The sequence below is a fragment of the Eisenbergiella sp. OF01-20 genome, assembly GCF_003478085.1.
Classification (GTDB): Bacteria; Bacillota; Clostridia; order Lachnospirales; family Lachnospiraceae; genus Eisenbergiella.
The window spans coordinates 35,210-50,420 of record NZ_QUES01000037.1; the positions used below are offsets into that span (position 1 = coordinate 35,210).

General features: G+C 49.6%; 17 protein-coding genes. 4 read left to right on the forward strand and 13 right to left on the reverse strand.

Going from position 1 to position 15,211, the window contains the following annotated elements; all coding sequences use genetic code 11:
- Positions 1-168 precede the first annotated feature (168 nt).
- From DXA36_RS27140 to argC, 12 genes are all read right to left on the reverse strand, one after another.
- Positions 169-1,674: a sugar ABC transporter substrate-binding protein gene (locus DXA36_RS27140; protein ID WP_118682404.1), complete on the reverse strand. Its 1,506-nt coding sequence runs from the start codon at positions 1,672-1,674 to the stop codon at positions 169-171.
- A gap of 103 nt (positions 1,675-1,777) precedes the next feature.
- The gene (locus tag DXA36_RS27145) at positions 1,778-2,995 is read right to left on the reverse strand and encodes an aspartate aminotransferase family protein (protein ID WP_243114754.1); all 1,218 of its coding nucleotides are present in this window, start codon (positions 2,993-2,995) and stop codon (positions 1,778-1,780) included.
- Between the two features lie 50 nt (positions 2,996-3,045).
- A complete protein-coding gene (gene argB / locus DXA36_RS27150) occupies positions 3,046-3,933 on the reverse strand; it encodes an acetylglutamate kinase (protein WP_118682405.1) in 888 nt (295 codons plus the stop codon).
- 27 nt (positions 3,934-3,960) lie between these two features.
- Positions 3,961-5,184: a bifunctional glutamate N-acetyltransferase/amino-acid acetyltransferase ArgJ gene (gene argJ, locus DXA36_RS27155; protein ID WP_118682433.1), complete on the reverse strand. Its 1,224-nt coding sequence runs from the start codon at positions 5,182-5,184 to the stop codon at positions 3,961-3,963.
- 184 nt (positions 5,185-5,368) lie between these two features.
- Positions 5,369-5,815, reverse strand: coding sequence for a GNAT family N-acetyltransferase (locus DXA36_RS27160; protein ID WP_118682406.1), 447 nt, complete (start codon positions 5,813-5,815; stop codon positions 5,369-5,371).
- 65 nt (positions 5,816-5,880) lie between these two features.
- The gene (locus DXA36_RS27165) at positions 5,881-6,369 is read right to left on the reverse strand and encodes a DNA-deoxyinosine glycosylase (protein ID WP_118682407.1); all 489 of its coding nucleotides are present in this window, start codon (positions 6,367-6,369) and stop codon (positions 5,881-5,883) included.
- Between the two features lie 171 nt (positions 6,370-6,540).
- On the reverse strand, positions 6,541-7,479 hold the full coding sequence (locus tag DXA36_RS34115) for a GNAT family N-acetyltransferase (RefSeq protein WP_118682408.1): 939 nt from the start codon (positions 7,477-7,479) through the stop codon (positions 6,541-6,543).
- 59 nt (positions 7,480-7,538) lie between these two features.
- A complete protein-coding gene (locus tag DXA36_RS27175; protein ID WP_330425112.1) occupies positions 7,539-7,745 on the reverse strand; it encodes a hypothetical protein in 207 nt (68 codons plus the stop codon).
- Positions 7,746-7,930: 185 nt separating this feature from the next.
- A complete protein-coding gene (locus tag DXA36_RS27185; protein WP_118682409.1) occupies positions 7,931-8,695 on the reverse strand; it encodes a nucleoside phosphorylase in 765 nt (254 codons plus the stop codon).
- An 81-nt stretch (positions 8,696-8,776) separates the two neighbouring features.
- On the reverse strand, positions 8,777-9,274 hold the full coding sequence (locus tag DXA36_RS27190) for a GNAT family N-acetyltransferase (RefSeq protein WP_118682410.1): 498 nt from the start codon (positions 9,272-9,274) through the stop codon (positions 8,777-8,779).
- 41 nt (positions 9,275-9,315) lie between these two features.
- Positions 9,316-9,555, reverse strand: coding sequence for a PF20097 family protein (locus tag DXA36_RS27195; protein WP_118682411.1), 240 nt, complete (start codon positions 9,553-9,555; stop codon positions 9,316-9,318).
- An 18-nt stretch (positions 9,556-9,573) separates the two neighbouring features.
- Positions 9,574-10,641, reverse strand: a complete 1,068-nt coding sequence (gene argC / locus DXA36_RS27200; RefSeq protein WP_118682412.1) for an N-acetyl-gamma-glutamyl-phosphate reductase — start codon at positions 10,639-10,641, stop codon at positions 9,574-9,576.
- Between the two features lie 614 nt (positions 10,642-11,255).
- On the opposite strand from argC, the gene DXA36_RS27205 reads away from it, so the two are divergent.
- The 3 genes from DXA36_RS27205 to DXA36_RS27215 all read left to right on the forward strand — a co-directional run bounded on the left by DXA36_RS27205 (position 11,256) and on the right by DXA36_RS27215 (position 13,797).
- Positions 11,256-12,473: an argininosuccinate synthase gene (locus DXA36_RS27205; RefSeq protein ID WP_118682434.1), complete on the forward strand. Its 1,218-nt coding sequence runs from the start codon at positions 11,256-11,258 to the stop codon at positions 12,471-12,473.
- An 82-nt stretch (positions 12,474-12,555) separates the two neighbouring features.
- Positions 12,556-12,852 (forward strand): DUF1294 domain-containing protein, encoded by a 297-nt coding sequence (locus tag DXA36_RS27210; protein ID WP_118682435.1) that lies wholly within the window; start codon positions 12,556-12,558, stop codon positions 12,850-12,852.
- Between the two features lie 168 nt (positions 12,853-13,020).
- Entirely contained in the window at positions 13,021-13,797 is a 777-nt protein-coding gene (locus DXA36_RS27215; protein WP_118682413.1) for a hypothetical protein, read from the forward strand.
- Between the two features lie 68 nt (positions 13,798-13,865).
- Here DXA36_RS27215 and DXA36_RS27220 read toward each other — a convergent pair whose 3' ends face one another.
- Positions 13,866-14,705 carry a DegV family protein gene (locus DXA36_RS27220; protein WP_118682414.1) on the reverse strand — a complete coding sequence of 280 codons (840 nt, stop codon included), beginning with the start codon at positions 14,703-14,705 and terminating at the stop codon, positions 13,866-13,868.
- 258 nt (positions 14,706-14,963) lie between these two features.
- On the opposite strand from DXA36_RS27220, the gene DXA36_RS27225 reads away from it, so the two are divergent.
- Complete coding sequence (locus tag DXA36_RS27225; protein ID WP_182479277.1) at positions 14,964-15,194, forward strand: hypothetical protein; 231 nt, start codon at positions 14,964-14,966, stop codon at positions 15,192-15,194.
- The last annotated feature ends 17 nt before the right edge of the window (positions 15,195-15,211 follow it).

Sequence of the window (15,211 nt, forward strand, 5' to 3'; positions counted from 1 at the left end):
CGAACAATGCGCTCCGCTTTTTATACGTAGGAAACCGGTACAGCAGACGCTGCACCTGTCCTTTCCTACATTTTGCCCATGTGTCCGGCTGATTATTCGTCACGGTTCGGACAAGTTTGAACCGTGACAGTTATTCTTCATAACAGTTCAGAGAGGTCTGATCTGTTACTATTCTTCTTCGCCTGCATAATCTTCCCCTGCGGTTTCTTCTGCAGGCTCCTCGATAAATTCCTCTTCAAACGGTTCTCCGGTTACCTGCGTCATTATTTTTTCAGAGAGGGCCTTGAGGGTATCGGAGACCCCTTCCCCGGACCAGATCCGGGTAAAGGCGATTTCCATCTGCACCCAGTAATTGCTTGTGGCCATCATTTTCGGAATCGGCACGGAAAGCTCATATTCCCTGCCGAAAGCTTCTGCCTGGGGGGACTCAAAGGTCACTCCTTTTTTGGCCGGCATCCGCCCTGTCCGTTCATACAGGTTCTGCGCCCTGTCCACCGTCAGGTACGCGGCAAATTCATTGGCGATATCCTTTTTCTGGCTGTAGCCGTTTACCACCACCGCATTGGTAACCGACAGGCTCTTCGTCTGCAGCTCCTCATTGATATTCGGCACATTGGTAACCCCGTACTCATAAGGGAACTCCCCGTTTTTCTTCGCTTCCTCAATTTTCGCCACGATATCCGTGGTAGCTACGGTAAATACCAGCTTACCGTCGATAAATTCCCGGACGACGGAATCATAATCCACTTCATCGGGATCGATGGAAAAAAACTGGTTCAGTTCCTGGTAAGCCAGCAGGCATTTGATGGCGTCCAGGTTATAAATATCGATTTCCTGCGTATTATCCCCGGACGGGCCGCCTACGTCAATATAATTCCCGACAAAAAAATAATTATAGAAGATATCCGCAACATCCCATTTAAATACCGCTTCCACCTGTTCCGGGGCGTCATAGCTGTCCGCAAAGGTGAGGATATTGTCAATGGTGGAAGGGATCATGGAATCGATCCGTTCCTGAAGCCGGGCTTCATCCGCCGTAAAGCTTTCCTGTTCCGGGTTTTCCCCTTCCGCCACGTCCTCCAGAGGCTCTCCGTTTTCATCCAGCGCCTGCATAGCTTCCTCCCCGGCCAGGGCATCCGCTTCCGCCTCCAGGGAACGCAGGGCAAGGGCCTCCATATAGGTTTTGTTATATACCAGGGCGCTTGTCTCAAAATAAAAGGGATAACCAATCAGGTTTCCGTCATAGGTCACCGCTTCCAGGGCCGGCCGGGAAAAATTGCTTTCCGTCACCACCCCCGCCTCGTCCTGTATAGTGCCTGCCAGCCCGGAAAGGCTGGCCTTTTCCAGGCTGTCATTACTTATAATATATAAATCCGGATAGGTATTGGTCTGCAGGGAATCCTTGTTTATGTTTTCCAGATACTCCAGGCCGGAAACCAGCTTTGGAATAACACGGACATTTTTTTCTTCGGAAAAATCCAGGGCGACGCTTCCCAGATAATCCCCAAGCGCCTCATCCGTATACCACAGGTTAATTGTAGGTTTGCTGATCAGGGCATTGTCCGGAATTTCTGCCAGACCCGCCAGCCTGTTGCTGCCGATACCAAAATAGAGTAACACGCCGGCGGCAGCTGCCACCACAGCCACGGCCAGAATTCTTTTCCAAAGCTTCATTCATTTCTCCTTTTACTGTGAAAGCTTCTCTTCCACAGCCTTATGGCCATTCGGCCCGGCTGCTTTCATACATGGTGCCGCCCGGTGAACCGGGCATGGGGGTTCAGGATTTCTTTGTCTCATCCAGGCATTCGGTGAGAACAGCGAGCATTTCATCCACATGTTCCCTGGTAATAACAAGAGGCGGTACAAAGCGGATAATGTTCGTCCCGGCATTAATGAGGATCAGGCCTTTTTCCAGTGCCCGGGCGATAATGTCTCCCACCGGCACGCTGAAAACCAGTCCCTGCATCAGCCCCAGTCCTCTGTGCTCTTCTATAAAAGCATACTTATCCACAAGACCCTTAAGCTTTTCTTCCAGATATGCACCGACTTCTCTCACATGATCTATTATATGGTCCTTTTCGAATAAATCAAGCACTTTGCTCACAGCCGCACAGGCAAGGGGGTTTCCGCCATAGGTGGTGCCATGGTCCCCGCTGGTGAGGGAATGGGCCCCCACCTTCTCCGTCATCAGGAAGGCTCCCACAGGGACACCGCAGCCAAGCGCCTTGGCTGTTGTCATAATATCCGGTTTTACGCCGAAACGCTGCCAGGCGAACATCTCACCCGTGCGACCCATGCCGCACTGGATTTCATCCAGAATGAGAAGGATATCCTTTTCCTCACAGAGGGCGCGCACCTTTTTCAGGAATTCTCCGGAAGCGGGGTAAATCCCGCCCTCCCCCTGTACGGTTTCCATAATAATGGCACAGGTTTTGTCTGTCACCCGGGCCAGGACGCTGTCGTAATCGTTCAGATCCGCAAAACGGATGTGGCCTATCATAGGCTCAAAGGCTTCGCGGTAGCGGGGATTTCCGGTTACGGAAAGAGCGCCGAAGGTCCGTCCGTGAAAGGAGTGGTTCATGGCAATTATCTCATGATCCGTTTTTTGGTCCTTCAGGAAGGCATATTTGCGGGCGGCCTTCAGTGCGCCTTCCACCGCCTCCGCGCCGCTGTTGGTAAAGAAAACCCGATCCATACCGGATACTTTTTTCAACTTAACGGCGGCTTCCACAGCAGGTACATTATAGTAATAATTGGAGGTATGGATCACCTTGTCAATCTGGCTTTTCAGCGCATCGTTGTATTCCCGGTTATTATACCCCAGGGCAAAAACAGCGATTCCGGCGCAGAAATCCAGATATTTTTTCCCTTCGATATCCGTCAGGTAAACGCCGTCGCCTCTGTCGAGAACCACCTGATAGCGGTTGTAGGTATGAAGCAGGGCGGCTTCCGCCTCGTCTATATATTCTTTCATGCTCAAAGCTTTTTCATCCATTTCCCATTCTCCCTTCGTAACAGTTCAGACAGCTCGGAACTGTTTGCTTCCTAAAGTGCGTCATCATCCGAATAAATTGCCGTCCCCACGCCTTCATTGGTGAAAATCTCAAGAAGAAGGCAGTGAGGGACCCTGCCGTCCAGAATATGTACCCGGTTTACCCCGTTGCGGATGGCAAAGGTGCAGTTATTCAGCTTGGGAAGCATTCCCCCGCCTATAACGCCGCTGCCCGTCAGCTCCTCCGCCTGCGCGGCTGACAGCCTGGAAATGAACGAGGATTTATCGTTGATATCCTTGTACAGCCCTTCGATATCCGTCAGGAAAACCAGCTTATCCGCTCCCACAGCCCTGGCAATGGCACAGGCCGCGTCGTCCGCATTGATATTATAGGTATTGAAATCATCATCCAGCCCCACAGGTGCCACAATGGGAAGAAAATCCTTTTCCATAAGGTCATAAAGCACCTTGGGATCCACGGCCTTGATATCTCCCACGAAGCCGATATCTTCTCCGTCCGCATATTTTTTATCCACTCTCAGCAGACCGCCGTCCTTGCCGCTGATACCAACGGCCTTAACGCCCAGCTCTTCCACCATAGTTACCAGGTTTTTATTCACACGGCCCAGGACCATTTCCGCGATTTCCATGGTTTCCTCATCCGTCACACGAAGGCCGTTCACAAATCTGGCTTCCTTGCCTACCTTTCCCACCCACTTGCTGATGGCCTTTCCGCCGCCATGGACAATAATGGGCTTGAAACCAACCAGCTTAAGCAAGGTAACATCCTGAATGACATTCCTTTGCAGCTCTTCATTGCTCATAGCGCTTCCGCCGTATTTTACCACAATGATTTTACGGTTAAATTTCTGGATATAAGGCAGGGCCTCAATAAGCACCGACGCCTTCTGCATCACCTGATCCATTTCTTTTTGTTCCATTTGCTTTGTTCCTCCCTGATCACTTTCTTAAGAGCGGTAATCCGCATTAATTTTCACATAATCATAGGTCAAATCACAGCCCCAAGCAGTGGCCTGCTCTTCTCCCATTTTCATATCCACAACAACGGTAACCACCGGGCAGGAAAGGATTTTGGTAGCCTGCTCCTCACTGTAATCCGCCGCCTGTCCGTCCTTATAAATCTGGATCCGCCCTGCGCTGCTTTCAAAAAACAGCTCAAGAGCTTCCGGATCGAAGCTGGCGCCGCTGTATCCGAGGGCGCACAGGATCCGGCCCCAGTTGGCATCATGCCCGAAAATAGCCGCTTTGGTCAGGCTGGAGCAGATTACGGACTTTGCAAGCGTCCTTGCGTCCTCTTTGCTGGCCGCATGGATGACCTTTGTTTCAAACAGAGCGGTGGCCCCTTCCCCGTCTCCTGCCATCATCTTCGCAAGCGTCTCATTCACCTCATGAAGGGCTTCCACAAACTTGTCATAGTCCTCATTTTTTTCCGTTATTTCCGGGTTACCCGCACAGCCGTTTGCCAGCACCACCAGCGTATCATTGGTAGAAGTGTCGCCGTCCACGGAAATCATGTTAAAGGTGTCCGCCACATCTGCCCGGAGCGCTTCCTGGAGAAGCTCTTTGGAAATGGCGATATCCGTTGTGACAAACCCCAGCATGGTGCACATGTTGGGATGTATCATCCCGCTTCCTTTTGCCATGCCGCCAACGGTAACCGTTTTTCCGCCCGCCTCAAACTGCACCGCCGCCTGCTTGGAAACCGTGTCTGTAGTCATAATAGCTTCCGCCGCCTGTGTCCCTGCTTCCCTGGTATCCGAAAGGGCGCCGGCCAGCTTTTCCACACCGCCCGTAATCCTGTCCATGGGTAGCTGCATCCCGATAACCCCGGTGGAAGCAACCAGCACGGCATTTTCCGGAATCTGCAGCGCAGCGGCAGCGGCAGCGGCCGTTTCCTGGCAGTATGCATATCCCTGACGGCCCGTACAGGCGTTGGCAATCCCCGAATTCACCACAACAGCCTGGATATAAGGAGAATTATCAATCATTTCCCGGTCCCAGACCACCGGAGCCGCCTTCACCACATTACTGGTAAAAACGCCTGCCGCTTTACAGGGCACCCGGCTTATGATCATCGCCATGTCCTTCCTGTTCTTATATTTCACATTCGCTTCCACACCCGCTGCCTGAAATCCTTTTGCGGCAGTCACACCGCCTTTTATTTTTTCCATGGTATTCTTTGCTTCCATATGTACTCCTTTCCATCCGCTTGGCCACATGGGAATCCATCATTAAAACGTACGGTTCCATTCCTTCACAGTTACTGCAAAATCCATCCGAAATCGTCTTTGGTGTTGGGATTTTTGCACTCTTGAATCACTTTCTTACGGTCTGTGCACTAAATGCACAGACCTGCTAATAAGTAATAAAACGCTCTATATTCTCACCGTTTAACACAAAATCATAATAATTCAGGTCTTCCCTCTTTGTCCATCCGATACATCTCCAGAAGGTATTCCCCACATCGTTTTTCGTAAAAGCGATCAGCGATACCTTACTGATCCCCTCCTTCTTCAGCGCATTCATAGCAAAAACCACCATCGACTTTCCTATTCCGCGCATCCGGTACGCCGGATCCACGCAGACATGATACATGCATCCCCGCCTGCCGTCATGACCGCACAAAATAGCCCCCACCACCCGGGAATCCTCCACAGCCACCACGCTGGTATCCGGATTTCTCCGCAAAAAACGCGCCACTCCTTCTTTGGAATCATCAATGCTGCGGATAGAAAATCCCTTGATTTTATGCCACAGCAGGCTTACCTCCTCATAATCTCCGATTGTCATCGTCCGTACCATGTCTTAGCTCCTTCGCTTATTTTCTGTATACAGGTATTTGTAACAGTCCGGACCTGTCTGAGCTGTTACAGATATTTCTCCATCACACGCCAGGCCCTCGTAAGATCTTCCAGCTGCCACGCCGCATTTGCCGGACTGGTGGAAGGAAGCTTCACAATATCCATCCCCGCCTGTTCCCTGCAATACCTGCAATAGAGCTGATACGCCTTATCCCCATTCGCAAATACCGCTTTCACAGCGCTTTTTTCCAAAAGTCCCCCAATATCATTGGCCTTCACATTCCGGATAGAGCTGTCGCTGGACCCTTCTATCTCACAACTTTCTATCACATCCCAGACAGCAATGTGTCCTTCCAGCAGCATTTTTTTCTTTTCTTCAACCGTCTCCGGCACCCTGCATTTCAGTAATGCCGCCGTCACCTTCCAGAAACGGTTTCTCGGATGCCCGTAATAAAACCCCTGCTCCCTGGATTTTACCGAAGGAAACGTCCCCAGCACCAACACCCGGGAATCCCTGTTCCAGACAGGCGCAAACTCATGTGCTACATATTCCATTTTCTTTTCCTTTTTATGTTACTGTTGCGTGGAATCAATCCAAAAACCTATTGCAGTGTACGCCCATCCCCGGCTTCTGTCAAGCCGATTACCCGGCAGGGGCAGGTGATGCCGAACTTTTTTATCTGCACCCCCTGGCAGGTTCCGTAGCTTAGCTCCTGTTTACGGCCTCTATGTATCGATTCTGACCAGTTCCGCCAATGCCTTATTCCGATAGTTCAGATCTTCCCGGAGGGCAAATCCCTGCTTTTCCCAGAAAGCATCCCCCGTTTGGTTTTTGCGGAATACCACCAGCGCAACCTTCTTAATTCCTTCCCGCTTCAGGCCGGTTAATGCAGCGTCCACAAGCGCGCTGCCGATACCCTGCTTTCTTTCCGTCTGCTTCACCGCCGTATGATATATAAAACCTCTTCTGCCGTCGTGTCCGCTGAGAATAGCTCCCACCATCCGGCCTTCCTTCCGGGCCACAAAGCAGGTGGAGGGATTCCTCTTAAGATATGCAGTTATCCCTTCTTCCGAATCGTCTGTTTCGTTCAGCCCCATTCCCGGGGTGTCCACCCATAATTTTCGTACCTCTTCATAATCCTCCGGCTTCATGGTATCTATGACAGCCGCTTTTTCCGTGGAAAGCTCTTCTTCCATGGAAGGCTCTTCTTCTATAAAAGGCTCCGCATATACTACTTCGAATTCCTCACAGACACAGATCATGTCTTCCGTGAACTCTATTCCGTATTCTTCCCTGCATTCCCTTCCGAATGCCTGTCTGTGGGCTTCTTTCCAGTAAGCCAGGGATTTATCTCCTTCCCCCTCCGTCCGGGCATATTCTTCCGTGATATCCGAAAACCGCACCTGCGTCACCCGGCTGATACGGGTAATGCAGCGGGGCTGCTCCCTGCTGTCTAGAATGACGGAGTAGTCACCTTCCCGGGGCAGTTCCTCCCCCTCCAGCAGGTACGACTTCAGCAGGCCCGTGGTGGCTTTCTTTTCTCCCCGCAGCACCAGACTGCAGAGTTCATCCGCGATTTCCAGATAGCCATAATAATAGGCCTCATAACGGGTAAGGGAAGGATCGTACTTCTTTACAAATTCTTTAATCCGGTTCTGTTCCATTTTTTCTCCTGTAAATTCCCATGCCCGGTTCCCCGGGCGGCACCATGCTGCCTGAATTTTTACAATATCATGCCTTCTTTATAACAGGCCGCTATATAATCTCTTGGCTGATAGTAAAAATCAGTGTTATAATCCGACAAATGACTGTCTATCCAGGAATGATATATCTCCCAGATTCCTGTCTTTATCATATTATCGGAAAAACAATCTTCTATCAGCCTTTCATACACTTCACCAATGGTCCAGTAATCCGGCACCAGATACACGGGGCAGCTTCTGTTTGCGGCCTATAAACTCAAGCAGGCTGCATGTATAAAATAAATCACTGTTATTTTTTTCTGCCATAAATTTCATCGCTCCTTTGATAAGTAAGTGTATTAAGTGCGGAAATTGTATGAAAACTCATTTGATGTGTCGGATGACTAAATCTGGCCAGTTCCCGGAAAGCCGCTCATACCGGCAGCTTCAAAGCCATCTCCAGGGCGATATAAAAGTTCTTCAGCTGGTGGATTTTTTCTTCCTCGTCCCCCAGAATCCTGGCATCCCACTCCTCGCAGTCCAGCAAATCACCGCTTATCAGATAGGAATACAGCGCAAGCCCCCTGAAATCACAGACTGCCTGCACGCCGGCGCACTCCATTTCCACAGCAATACAGCCTTCCGCCTTCCGTTTATCCATATTGCCTTTTGTCTCGCGGTATATGGCATCGGTGGTCCAGGTGCGGCCTTCTGTATGGGGAATTCCCATTTCCTTCAGCCAGGCAGACACCTTTCCCGCATTTTTCATGGTAATGTAATCAGCGGGGGGTACATAGTGGTAGGAAAGCCCCTCATCCCGGTACGCGTGGGTGGGTACAATGATCTTTCCCGCGGTGATTTCCCGGTCAAGCGCTCCACAGGAACCGAACATAATATAACTGCCCGCCCCGGTAAGGCATCTGGCCTCCTCCAGGCAGGAACCTGCCGCCGAGGAGGAAACCATTGTCATGTAAAAAGCAATCTTTTTTCCTTTATAGGTCATAAGCCAGATCGGGCGGCCTCCGTTTACACTCCCTATATCCGCTATCCTGGTACAGGCAAATTTTGTTCTGACCGCCTCCACCACCACATCGGAAAAAGTAATAATACAGATATCGCATACCTTTTCCCTGACTCCGTAAAAAGCTTCCGGACTTATCAAAGGTTCCGTATTTATGTCAAACGTTTCTGTGAGCATTTTTGCTTCCTCCGCGAAGTATTGGTTCCGGCACTCCTGAATTACTTTCTTACGGCCATTTCCATTTGTAAATGCGCAGACTTAATTAACGGTTATTTCCATTTTGCATCTCCCCCATACTTCATCCCGGAAGGCAAAGCATTCCGGCGTTACGGCGGTTTCTTGAAAGCCGGTCTTTTTGTATAGGCCGATAGCGGGGGTATTGCAGTCAAACACATGCAGCGCCACCGACTGCAGGCCGGCGATTTCAAAGGCATATTTAACGGCCAGACGGAGCATTTGTTCTCCGTAACCCATTCCCCTTATGCCGGGATCCACCACCACAAAACCTAAAAAGCCGCTGTTCAGAACGGGATTGATCCCTATCTGGAAGAAACCCGCCGGGGTGCCGTCTGCCAGGGTGGCGGTGAAGCCGCTGCTGCCCCGCTGTTCCTCCATTTCCTCCAGATACCCGGTTAAGTCCTGTTCCGTAAAAGGAAAAGGCAGAAGGTTGGCGCACCACAGGGCATGGGTGCGTTCCTCCTTTATCCAGTTTACAACAGCACCGGCATCTCTTTTCCTGTAAGGCCTGAGTCTCATGGTGTCCTCCTTCTTATCTGCATCCGGTCACGTTGCCGTGATCAATCCTCCGTGAACCTGAAATTCGCTCTCTCCGGTACGTCCATTACCAGCTTATGGCAGTGGAAGCACAGCCAGGCGGCGGGACGTTCAAATTGATATGTATTCTTAATGGTGATGCTGTTTTCCGCTTTTTCCAGAAAGGATTCCTTATCCTCCGGGTACCATTCCATGTTTACCGGCTTTACCGTATCTATCCTGCCGGCTTTCATAGGCCTGCCGCAATAGGGACATTCCATCATATCGCTTTCCTCCCGTTCCTATGGGAACATCGGAACCAGCTCAAGGCCTTCCGCCTCAGGCATTCCGAACATCAGGTTCATATTCTGCACCGCCTGGCCGGCAGCGCCTTTTACCAGGTTATCCATCGCCCCCATCATAATAATGCGGCCGGTTCTTTCATCAATTTTAAAATTAACGTCCACGTAGTTGCTGCCTTCCACCCATTTGGTTTCGGGACATACATTTTTATCCAGGACACGGACAAATTTTTCCTTATCATAATATTTATCATAAGCCGCCTTCACCTTTTCATAGGAAGGGCAGACCTGAGTTCCGTCGGGCCGCTGTTCTTTTTTCAGGGACGCATAAGCCGTGATCAGGATGCCGCGGTTCATGGGTACCAGATGGGGCGTGAAATTAAGCAGCACCTCTTCGCCTGCCGCCAGGCCGAGCTGTTCTTCAATTTCCGGCGTATGTCTGTGACTTGCCACGCCATAGGCTTTGATATTTTCATTGACCTCACAGTATAGATTATCCACCTTGGCCCCGCGCCCGGCGCCGGATGTGCCGCTTTTGGCGTCAATAATAAGAGTAGAGGGCTCGATCAGGCCTTCCTTCAGCAGCGGATAAATGGACAAGGTGGAACAGGTGGGATAGCATCCCGGGTTTGCGATGAGGCGGGCGCCGCGCACCGCTTCCCGGTTGATTTCACATAAACCGTATACGGCTTCCTTTATAAACTGGGGGGATTTATGCGCTATACCATACCAGGCTTCATAGGTTTTTACGTCCTTGATCCTAAAATCCGCGCTTAAATCCACAATTTTTACTTTGGAGAGGATTTCCTCATTCACGAGGGAGGCGCACAGTCCCTGGGGAGTTGCCGTAAAAATCACATCCACCTGTTCCGCCAGTTCTTCCATATTATCATCCAGGCATTTGTCATCCACGATTTGGAACATGTTCCGGTAAACCTCATAATACTTCTTATCGATATAGCTTCTGGAGCCATACCAGGCGATTTCCGCCTCTGGGTGGGCGGTTAACAGCCTTACCAGTTCCCCTCCTGCATATCCTGTTGCTCCGATGATTCCTGCTTTTATCATTTTTTTAATCCTTTCTGTACTTTCTTTTTTCTGTACTGTTCCGGCCTTCCCGATTCCCCCATAGCTTTCCGTTCTTTTCGGCAGCTGCCGGCGCTATTCTCAGTATAATCAGATTCTTTCCGAAACTCAACCTTTTCTATATTATAATGGGACAAACCGGTTATTGTTCGTTACGGTTCACTCCGTGACCAGTAACAAGCATAAATCCATTAAAATCACCTGCGGTGATGGGATTTATGTACTCTTGAATCACTTTCTCACGTACTGTGCAGTAAATGCACAGTACTGAGTGAGCAGTAACTATTGTCCGTCACTGGACACGGAGCGAACCGTAACGGCTGCCCGGATTATCCGTACTGCGGAAACAAATATAACAGCAGCTTCGGTTTTCGCATAATTATACGTCCATTTTGCATAATATGCAATAGTTTTTTAAACTTTATGCATATTTTCTATAAAAACCAAGCAAAAATATGCATATTTTTTCACTTGCATTCTAAAAGGTTTTGTTGTATATTAATTCCAGAACAAATGAGCCGGCCTTTCCGGCGGAAGGCTCCTGTAATCTACATATACCAAATATGCCGGCATTCGCGGCAGGAAAGAGGAATCTTATGAAAGAAAAAGTAATCCTTGCCTACTCAGGCGGACTTGACACCACAGCTATCATTCCCTGGCTGAAAGAAAATTTTGATTATGAGGTAGTGTGTGTCTGCATCGACTGCGGACAGGCGGAAGAACTGGACGGCCTGGAAGAAAGAGCAAAATTCTGCGGCGCCGCCAAGCTGTATGTCCTGGATGTTATCGATGAATTCTGTGATGAATATGTAATGCCCTGTGTAAAGGCCGCGGCCGTATACGAAAACAAATATCTTCTGGGAACCTCCATGGCAAGGCCACTTATTGCCAAGAAGCTGGTGGAAATTGCCCGCAAGGAAGGGGCTACCGCTATCTGCCACGGCGCTACCGGAAAGGGTAATGACCAGATCCGTTTTGAGCTGGGGATCAAAGCGCTTGCTCCCGACCTGAAAATCATCGCTGCATGGAGAAATGACAAATGGACCATGGATTCCCGGGAATCTGAAATCGAATACTGCAAAGCCCATGGCATCGATCTTCCGTTCTCCGCAGACAGCAGCTACAGCCGTGACCGCAACCTGTGGCACATCAGCCATGAAGGACTGGAGCTGGAGGATCCCGCCAACGAGCCTAACTTCGAGCATCTGCTTGTCCTGGGAACCACTCCTGAAAAAGCGCCGGACGAACCGGAATATGTAACGATTGCCTTCGAAAAGGGAACGCCTGTCAGCATCAACGGAGAAAAAAGGAAGGTTTCTGATATTATCCGCAAACTGAATGAGCTTGGCGGCAAGCATGGCATCGGTATTGTGGACATCGTGGAAAACCGTGTGGTAGGCATGAAATCCCGCGGCGTATATGAGACTCCCGGAGGAACCATTCTGTATGAAGCCCACCAGCAGCTGGAAGAATTGATCCTTGACCGGGAAACCACTACCGTGAAGCTGGATATGGGTAACAAATTTGCACAGATTGTATACGAAGGCAAATGGTTCACCCCTCTTCGTGAAGCTGTCCAGGCTTTTGTGGAAAGCACCCAGGAATACGTAACCGGAGAAGTGAAATTCAAGCTTTACAAGGGTAATATCATCAAGGCAGGAACCACCTCCCCTTATTCCCTGTACAATGAATCCATCGCCTCCTTTACCACCGGCGACCTGTATGACCATCATGACGCGGAAGGTTTTATCAATCTGTTCGGCCTTTCCAGCAAAGTGCGCGCCATGAAGCAGCAGGAAACGGCAAAAAATTAGTCAAATACCCCGGCGGCAGTCGCCAAGCGGACGCATTCATGTGTCCGTTTGGCTCGTTGCCTGCGGAAATAAAGGTTTTCTTATGAATGTTATTTTAATTTTGTTTCTTTATGTTATAATAGTGAATATAGTGGGTTTTGCCGAAATGGGTATTGACAAGCGAAAGGCCAAAAGAGGTGCTTTCCGCATACCGGAAGCCAATCTTTTCCTGATCGCCCTGATAGGCGGCAGCATAGGCTGTATTACAGGTATGTATACCTTCCGCCATAAAACCAAGCACAAAAGCTTTGTTATCGGCATGCCTGTCATACTGCTCGTTCAGCTGGCGGCGATTCTCTATCTTTTGTTAGCGGCACCTGTACAGTTCACACTTATGTAGCAAAAGAATCCGGCCCGTCTGAAGCAGTGTTCAGACGGGCCTTTCCGTATGGGGATCTATCCAGGAAAAGCCAAATCCCCCGCAGCAGGCTGACGGGGCATCAAACTTGTTAAGCAGCGGGCGCATCCGTTTGTCTCGTTGCTCACGGGAATAACAGGAGGAAACATTATGCATCTAGCGGTATGTGACGACAATATTGCCGACAGAAAACAGACGGAGCGTCTTCTGGGGCGGGAATCGGATCGGAGGATCAACACGACCGGGGTCCTGTATGTGGACTCCTTCGGCAACAGGAATGCGGTTCTATCCACCCCCATGATCTATGACGGGTTGTTCATGGACATGGTGGAAGACGGCTGCAATGCGGCGGAAATAGCACGGGAGCTGCGCAAGGCAGGAAATAAGCTTCCGATCATCTTCTGCTGTTCCAAAATCAATTACAGGGAAGATCCGGATCTGCCGGAAAACTGCTATTTCCTGGACAAGCCCATCCAGGCCGACAAGCTTACCGAAATGGTGGAAATGCTTCTTACTATTAAAAACAGCCAGGAAAAACGGCTGGAATTCCGCACGGATACGGAAGCCTTTTATCTGACGGAAGAAGATATTATGTACGCATATCCCGATGACCGTTTTGTCCGCATCCATCTGGCAAACGGGGAAAACAGGGAATGTGTGGCTACCATGCTGAACTTCTGCGCCACCCTCGGCTTTGACATCGATTATTCCGCAAGAGGCACCACCAAGCTTGATATCGGATATATCCGGGTGAGCGAATCCGGACTTCTCGCCATGATTGGCTGCAGTGCGGTGATAAATCTGAAATATGCGGACAAGGTCTCTCTTTTCCAGCTTTCCATGACAGACGGGCACAAAATCAAGATTTCGCCCTCCAGCCGGAAAGCGCTGCGCACCATGGTGACGGAGGTCAGGCAGGATTTCTGAAAAAAGGCCATCCTGCGGATATCCCTGTCCGCAGATGGCCTTCTTTTTTATATTGGGTTAAACCTTCGTTATACTGCAATGATAATTCCGCCGTCATTGGCGTACATACTGCTGATTCCTGCGGTATCCAGGATTCTGGAATCGGCAAATTTTACTTTTTCCAATATCATCTGCCGAACGCTTTCCGCCTTGGCCGGATTGTTACAGTGTGTGATCATAAGACATTTTTTCTGGGGGTTTTTGGTTCCCTGGACAACGGTATCCGCCAGCTTCTGCAAAGCTTTTTTAAAACCGATGGCCTGTCCCAGCTGGACAATGGTCCCTTCCTCCGTCGCTCCCATGACCGGCTTGATATTCAGGGTGGATGCAACCAGCGCCTTTACGCCGGTAAGACGGCCGTTTTTGCGCAGGGTTTCCAGATTATTCAAAACAAAGTACGTGTTCATTTCATCCCTGAAAGCTTCCAGCTTTTTCACAATCTCTTCAAAGGACAATCCCTGTTCTTCCAGTTCCATGGCCTTAAGGGCAATCTGTGCTTCTCCGCAGGACGCGGATTTGGAATCCACCACATGGATTTTCCTGCCGCTGTGCTTTTCTTCATACAAATTCTTTCCAAGCATGGCGCTGTTATGGCTGCCGCTCAGATTTGCGGACAGCGTAACCACATAAATATGATCCGCATCGCAGTCAAAACTCTGTCTGTACCTATCGGGAGACGGACAGGAAGAACGGGGACATTCCGGACATTCTGCCACCTTTTTCAAAAATTCCGCCTGATTAAAGCCGGCATCATCCTGGATATGCCAATCTCCCACTTCTATACCCAGAGGGACAATCTCAAAGCGGGGATCTCCTTTTAATTCTTCAGGTAATTCACAACAGCTATCCACTACAATCTTATAACTCATTCGTTCCTCCGATTATTCACTACAATCACAAGTAGTTTTCATTACCACTTATAATAACACCCGCCTGTATCTATTGTAAAGAGAATTTCTGAAAGTTATTCAGTTTTTATCAGCTTACAAGTACTTTGTTAAAATATTACCATCAATGAAGAAAGAATAGCGGATCGTATTCTGCTGTGTTAAAATAAGAAAGATCAGCTGCTGTTCCTATCATGCGCGCAGCCGGCATACTGTTGCATTTGTCTGAGGAGGTTTGGAATGGAACTATCTGATATAAAGCTTTCCGACATACAGCCGTCGCAATTTTATGTATCCATGGAGAAACTGGCCCAGGTGGAACATTGGTTTCGCCCTGACGATCTATCAAACTTTGAGCCGGTTCCCGTGAAACGGCTGGACGGAAGGATTATCTTTACAGACGGACATACGAGGGCTTTGGCCGCCTGCCGGAATGGGCTGGATGGTGTGATACGCTGCATGAAAGATTGAGGTTGCTAAGAACCGAT

Excerpts from the sequence above, each read along its gene's own strand:
- DXA36_RS27140 (WP_118682404.1), bottom strand. The coding sequence starts at position 1,674 with ATGAAGCTTTGGAAAAGAATTCTGGCCGTGGCTGTGGTGGCAGCTGCC.
- DXA36_RS27145 (WP_243114754.1), bottom strand. The coding sequence starts at position 2,995 with ATGGATGAAAAAGCTTTGAGCATGAAAGAATATATAGACGAGGCGGAA.
- argB (WP_118682405.1), bottom strand. The coding sequence starts at position 3,933 with ATGGAACAAAAAGAAATGGATCAGGTGATGCAGAAGGCGTCGGTGCTT.
- argJ (WP_118682433.1), bottom strand. The coding sequence starts at position 5,184 with ATGGAAAAAATAAAAGGCGGTGTGACTGCCGCAAAAGGATTTCAGGCA.
- DXA36_RS27160 (WP_118682406.1), bottom strand. The coding sequence starts at position 5,815 with ATGGTACGGACGATGACAATCGGAGATTATGAGGAGGTAAGCCTGCTG.
- DXA36_RS27165 (WP_118682407.1), bottom strand. The coding sequence starts at position 6,369 with ATGGAATATGTAGCACATGAGTTTGCGCCTGTCTGGAACAGGGATTCC.
- DXA36_RS34115 (WP_118682408.1), bottom strand. The coding sequence starts at position 7,479 with ATGGAACAGAACCGGATTAAAGAATTTGTAAAGAAGTACGATCCTTCC.
- DXA36_RS27185 (WP_118682409.1), bottom strand. The coding sequence starts at position 8,695 with ATGCTCACAGAAACGTTTGACATAAATACGGAACCTTTGATAAGTCCG.
- DXA36_RS27190 (WP_118682410.1), bottom strand. The coding sequence starts at position 9,274 with ATGAGACTCAGGCCTTACAGGAAAAGAGATGCCGGTGCTGTTGTAAAC.
- DXA36_RS27195 (WP_118682411.1), bottom strand. The coding sequence starts at position 9,555 with ATGATGGAATGTCCCTATTGCGGCAGGCCTATGAAAGCCGGCAGGATA.
- argC (WP_118682412.1), bottom strand. The coding sequence starts at position 10,641 with ATGATAAAAGCAGGAATCATCGGAGCAACAGGATATGCAGGAGGGGAA.
- DXA36_RS27205 (WP_118682434.1), top strand. The coding sequence starts at position 11,256 with ATGAAAGAAAAAGTAATCCTTGCCTACTCAGGCGGACTTGACACCACA.
- DXA36_RS27210 (WP_118682435.1), top strand. The coding sequence starts at position 12,556 with ATGAATGTTATTTTAATTTTGTTTCTTTATGTTATAATAGTGAATATA.
- DXA36_RS27215 (WP_118682413.1), top strand. The coding sequence starts at position 13,021 with ATGCATCTAGCGGTATGTGACGACAATATTGCCGACAGAAAACAGACG.
- DXA36_RS27220 (WP_118682414.1), bottom strand. The coding sequence starts at position 14,705 with ATGAGTTATAAGATTGTAGTGGATAGCTGTTGTGAATTACCTGAAGAA.
- DXA36_RS27225 (WP_182479277.1), top strand. The coding sequence starts at position 14,964 with ATGGAACTATCTGATATAAAGCTTTCCGACATACAGCCGTCGCAATTT.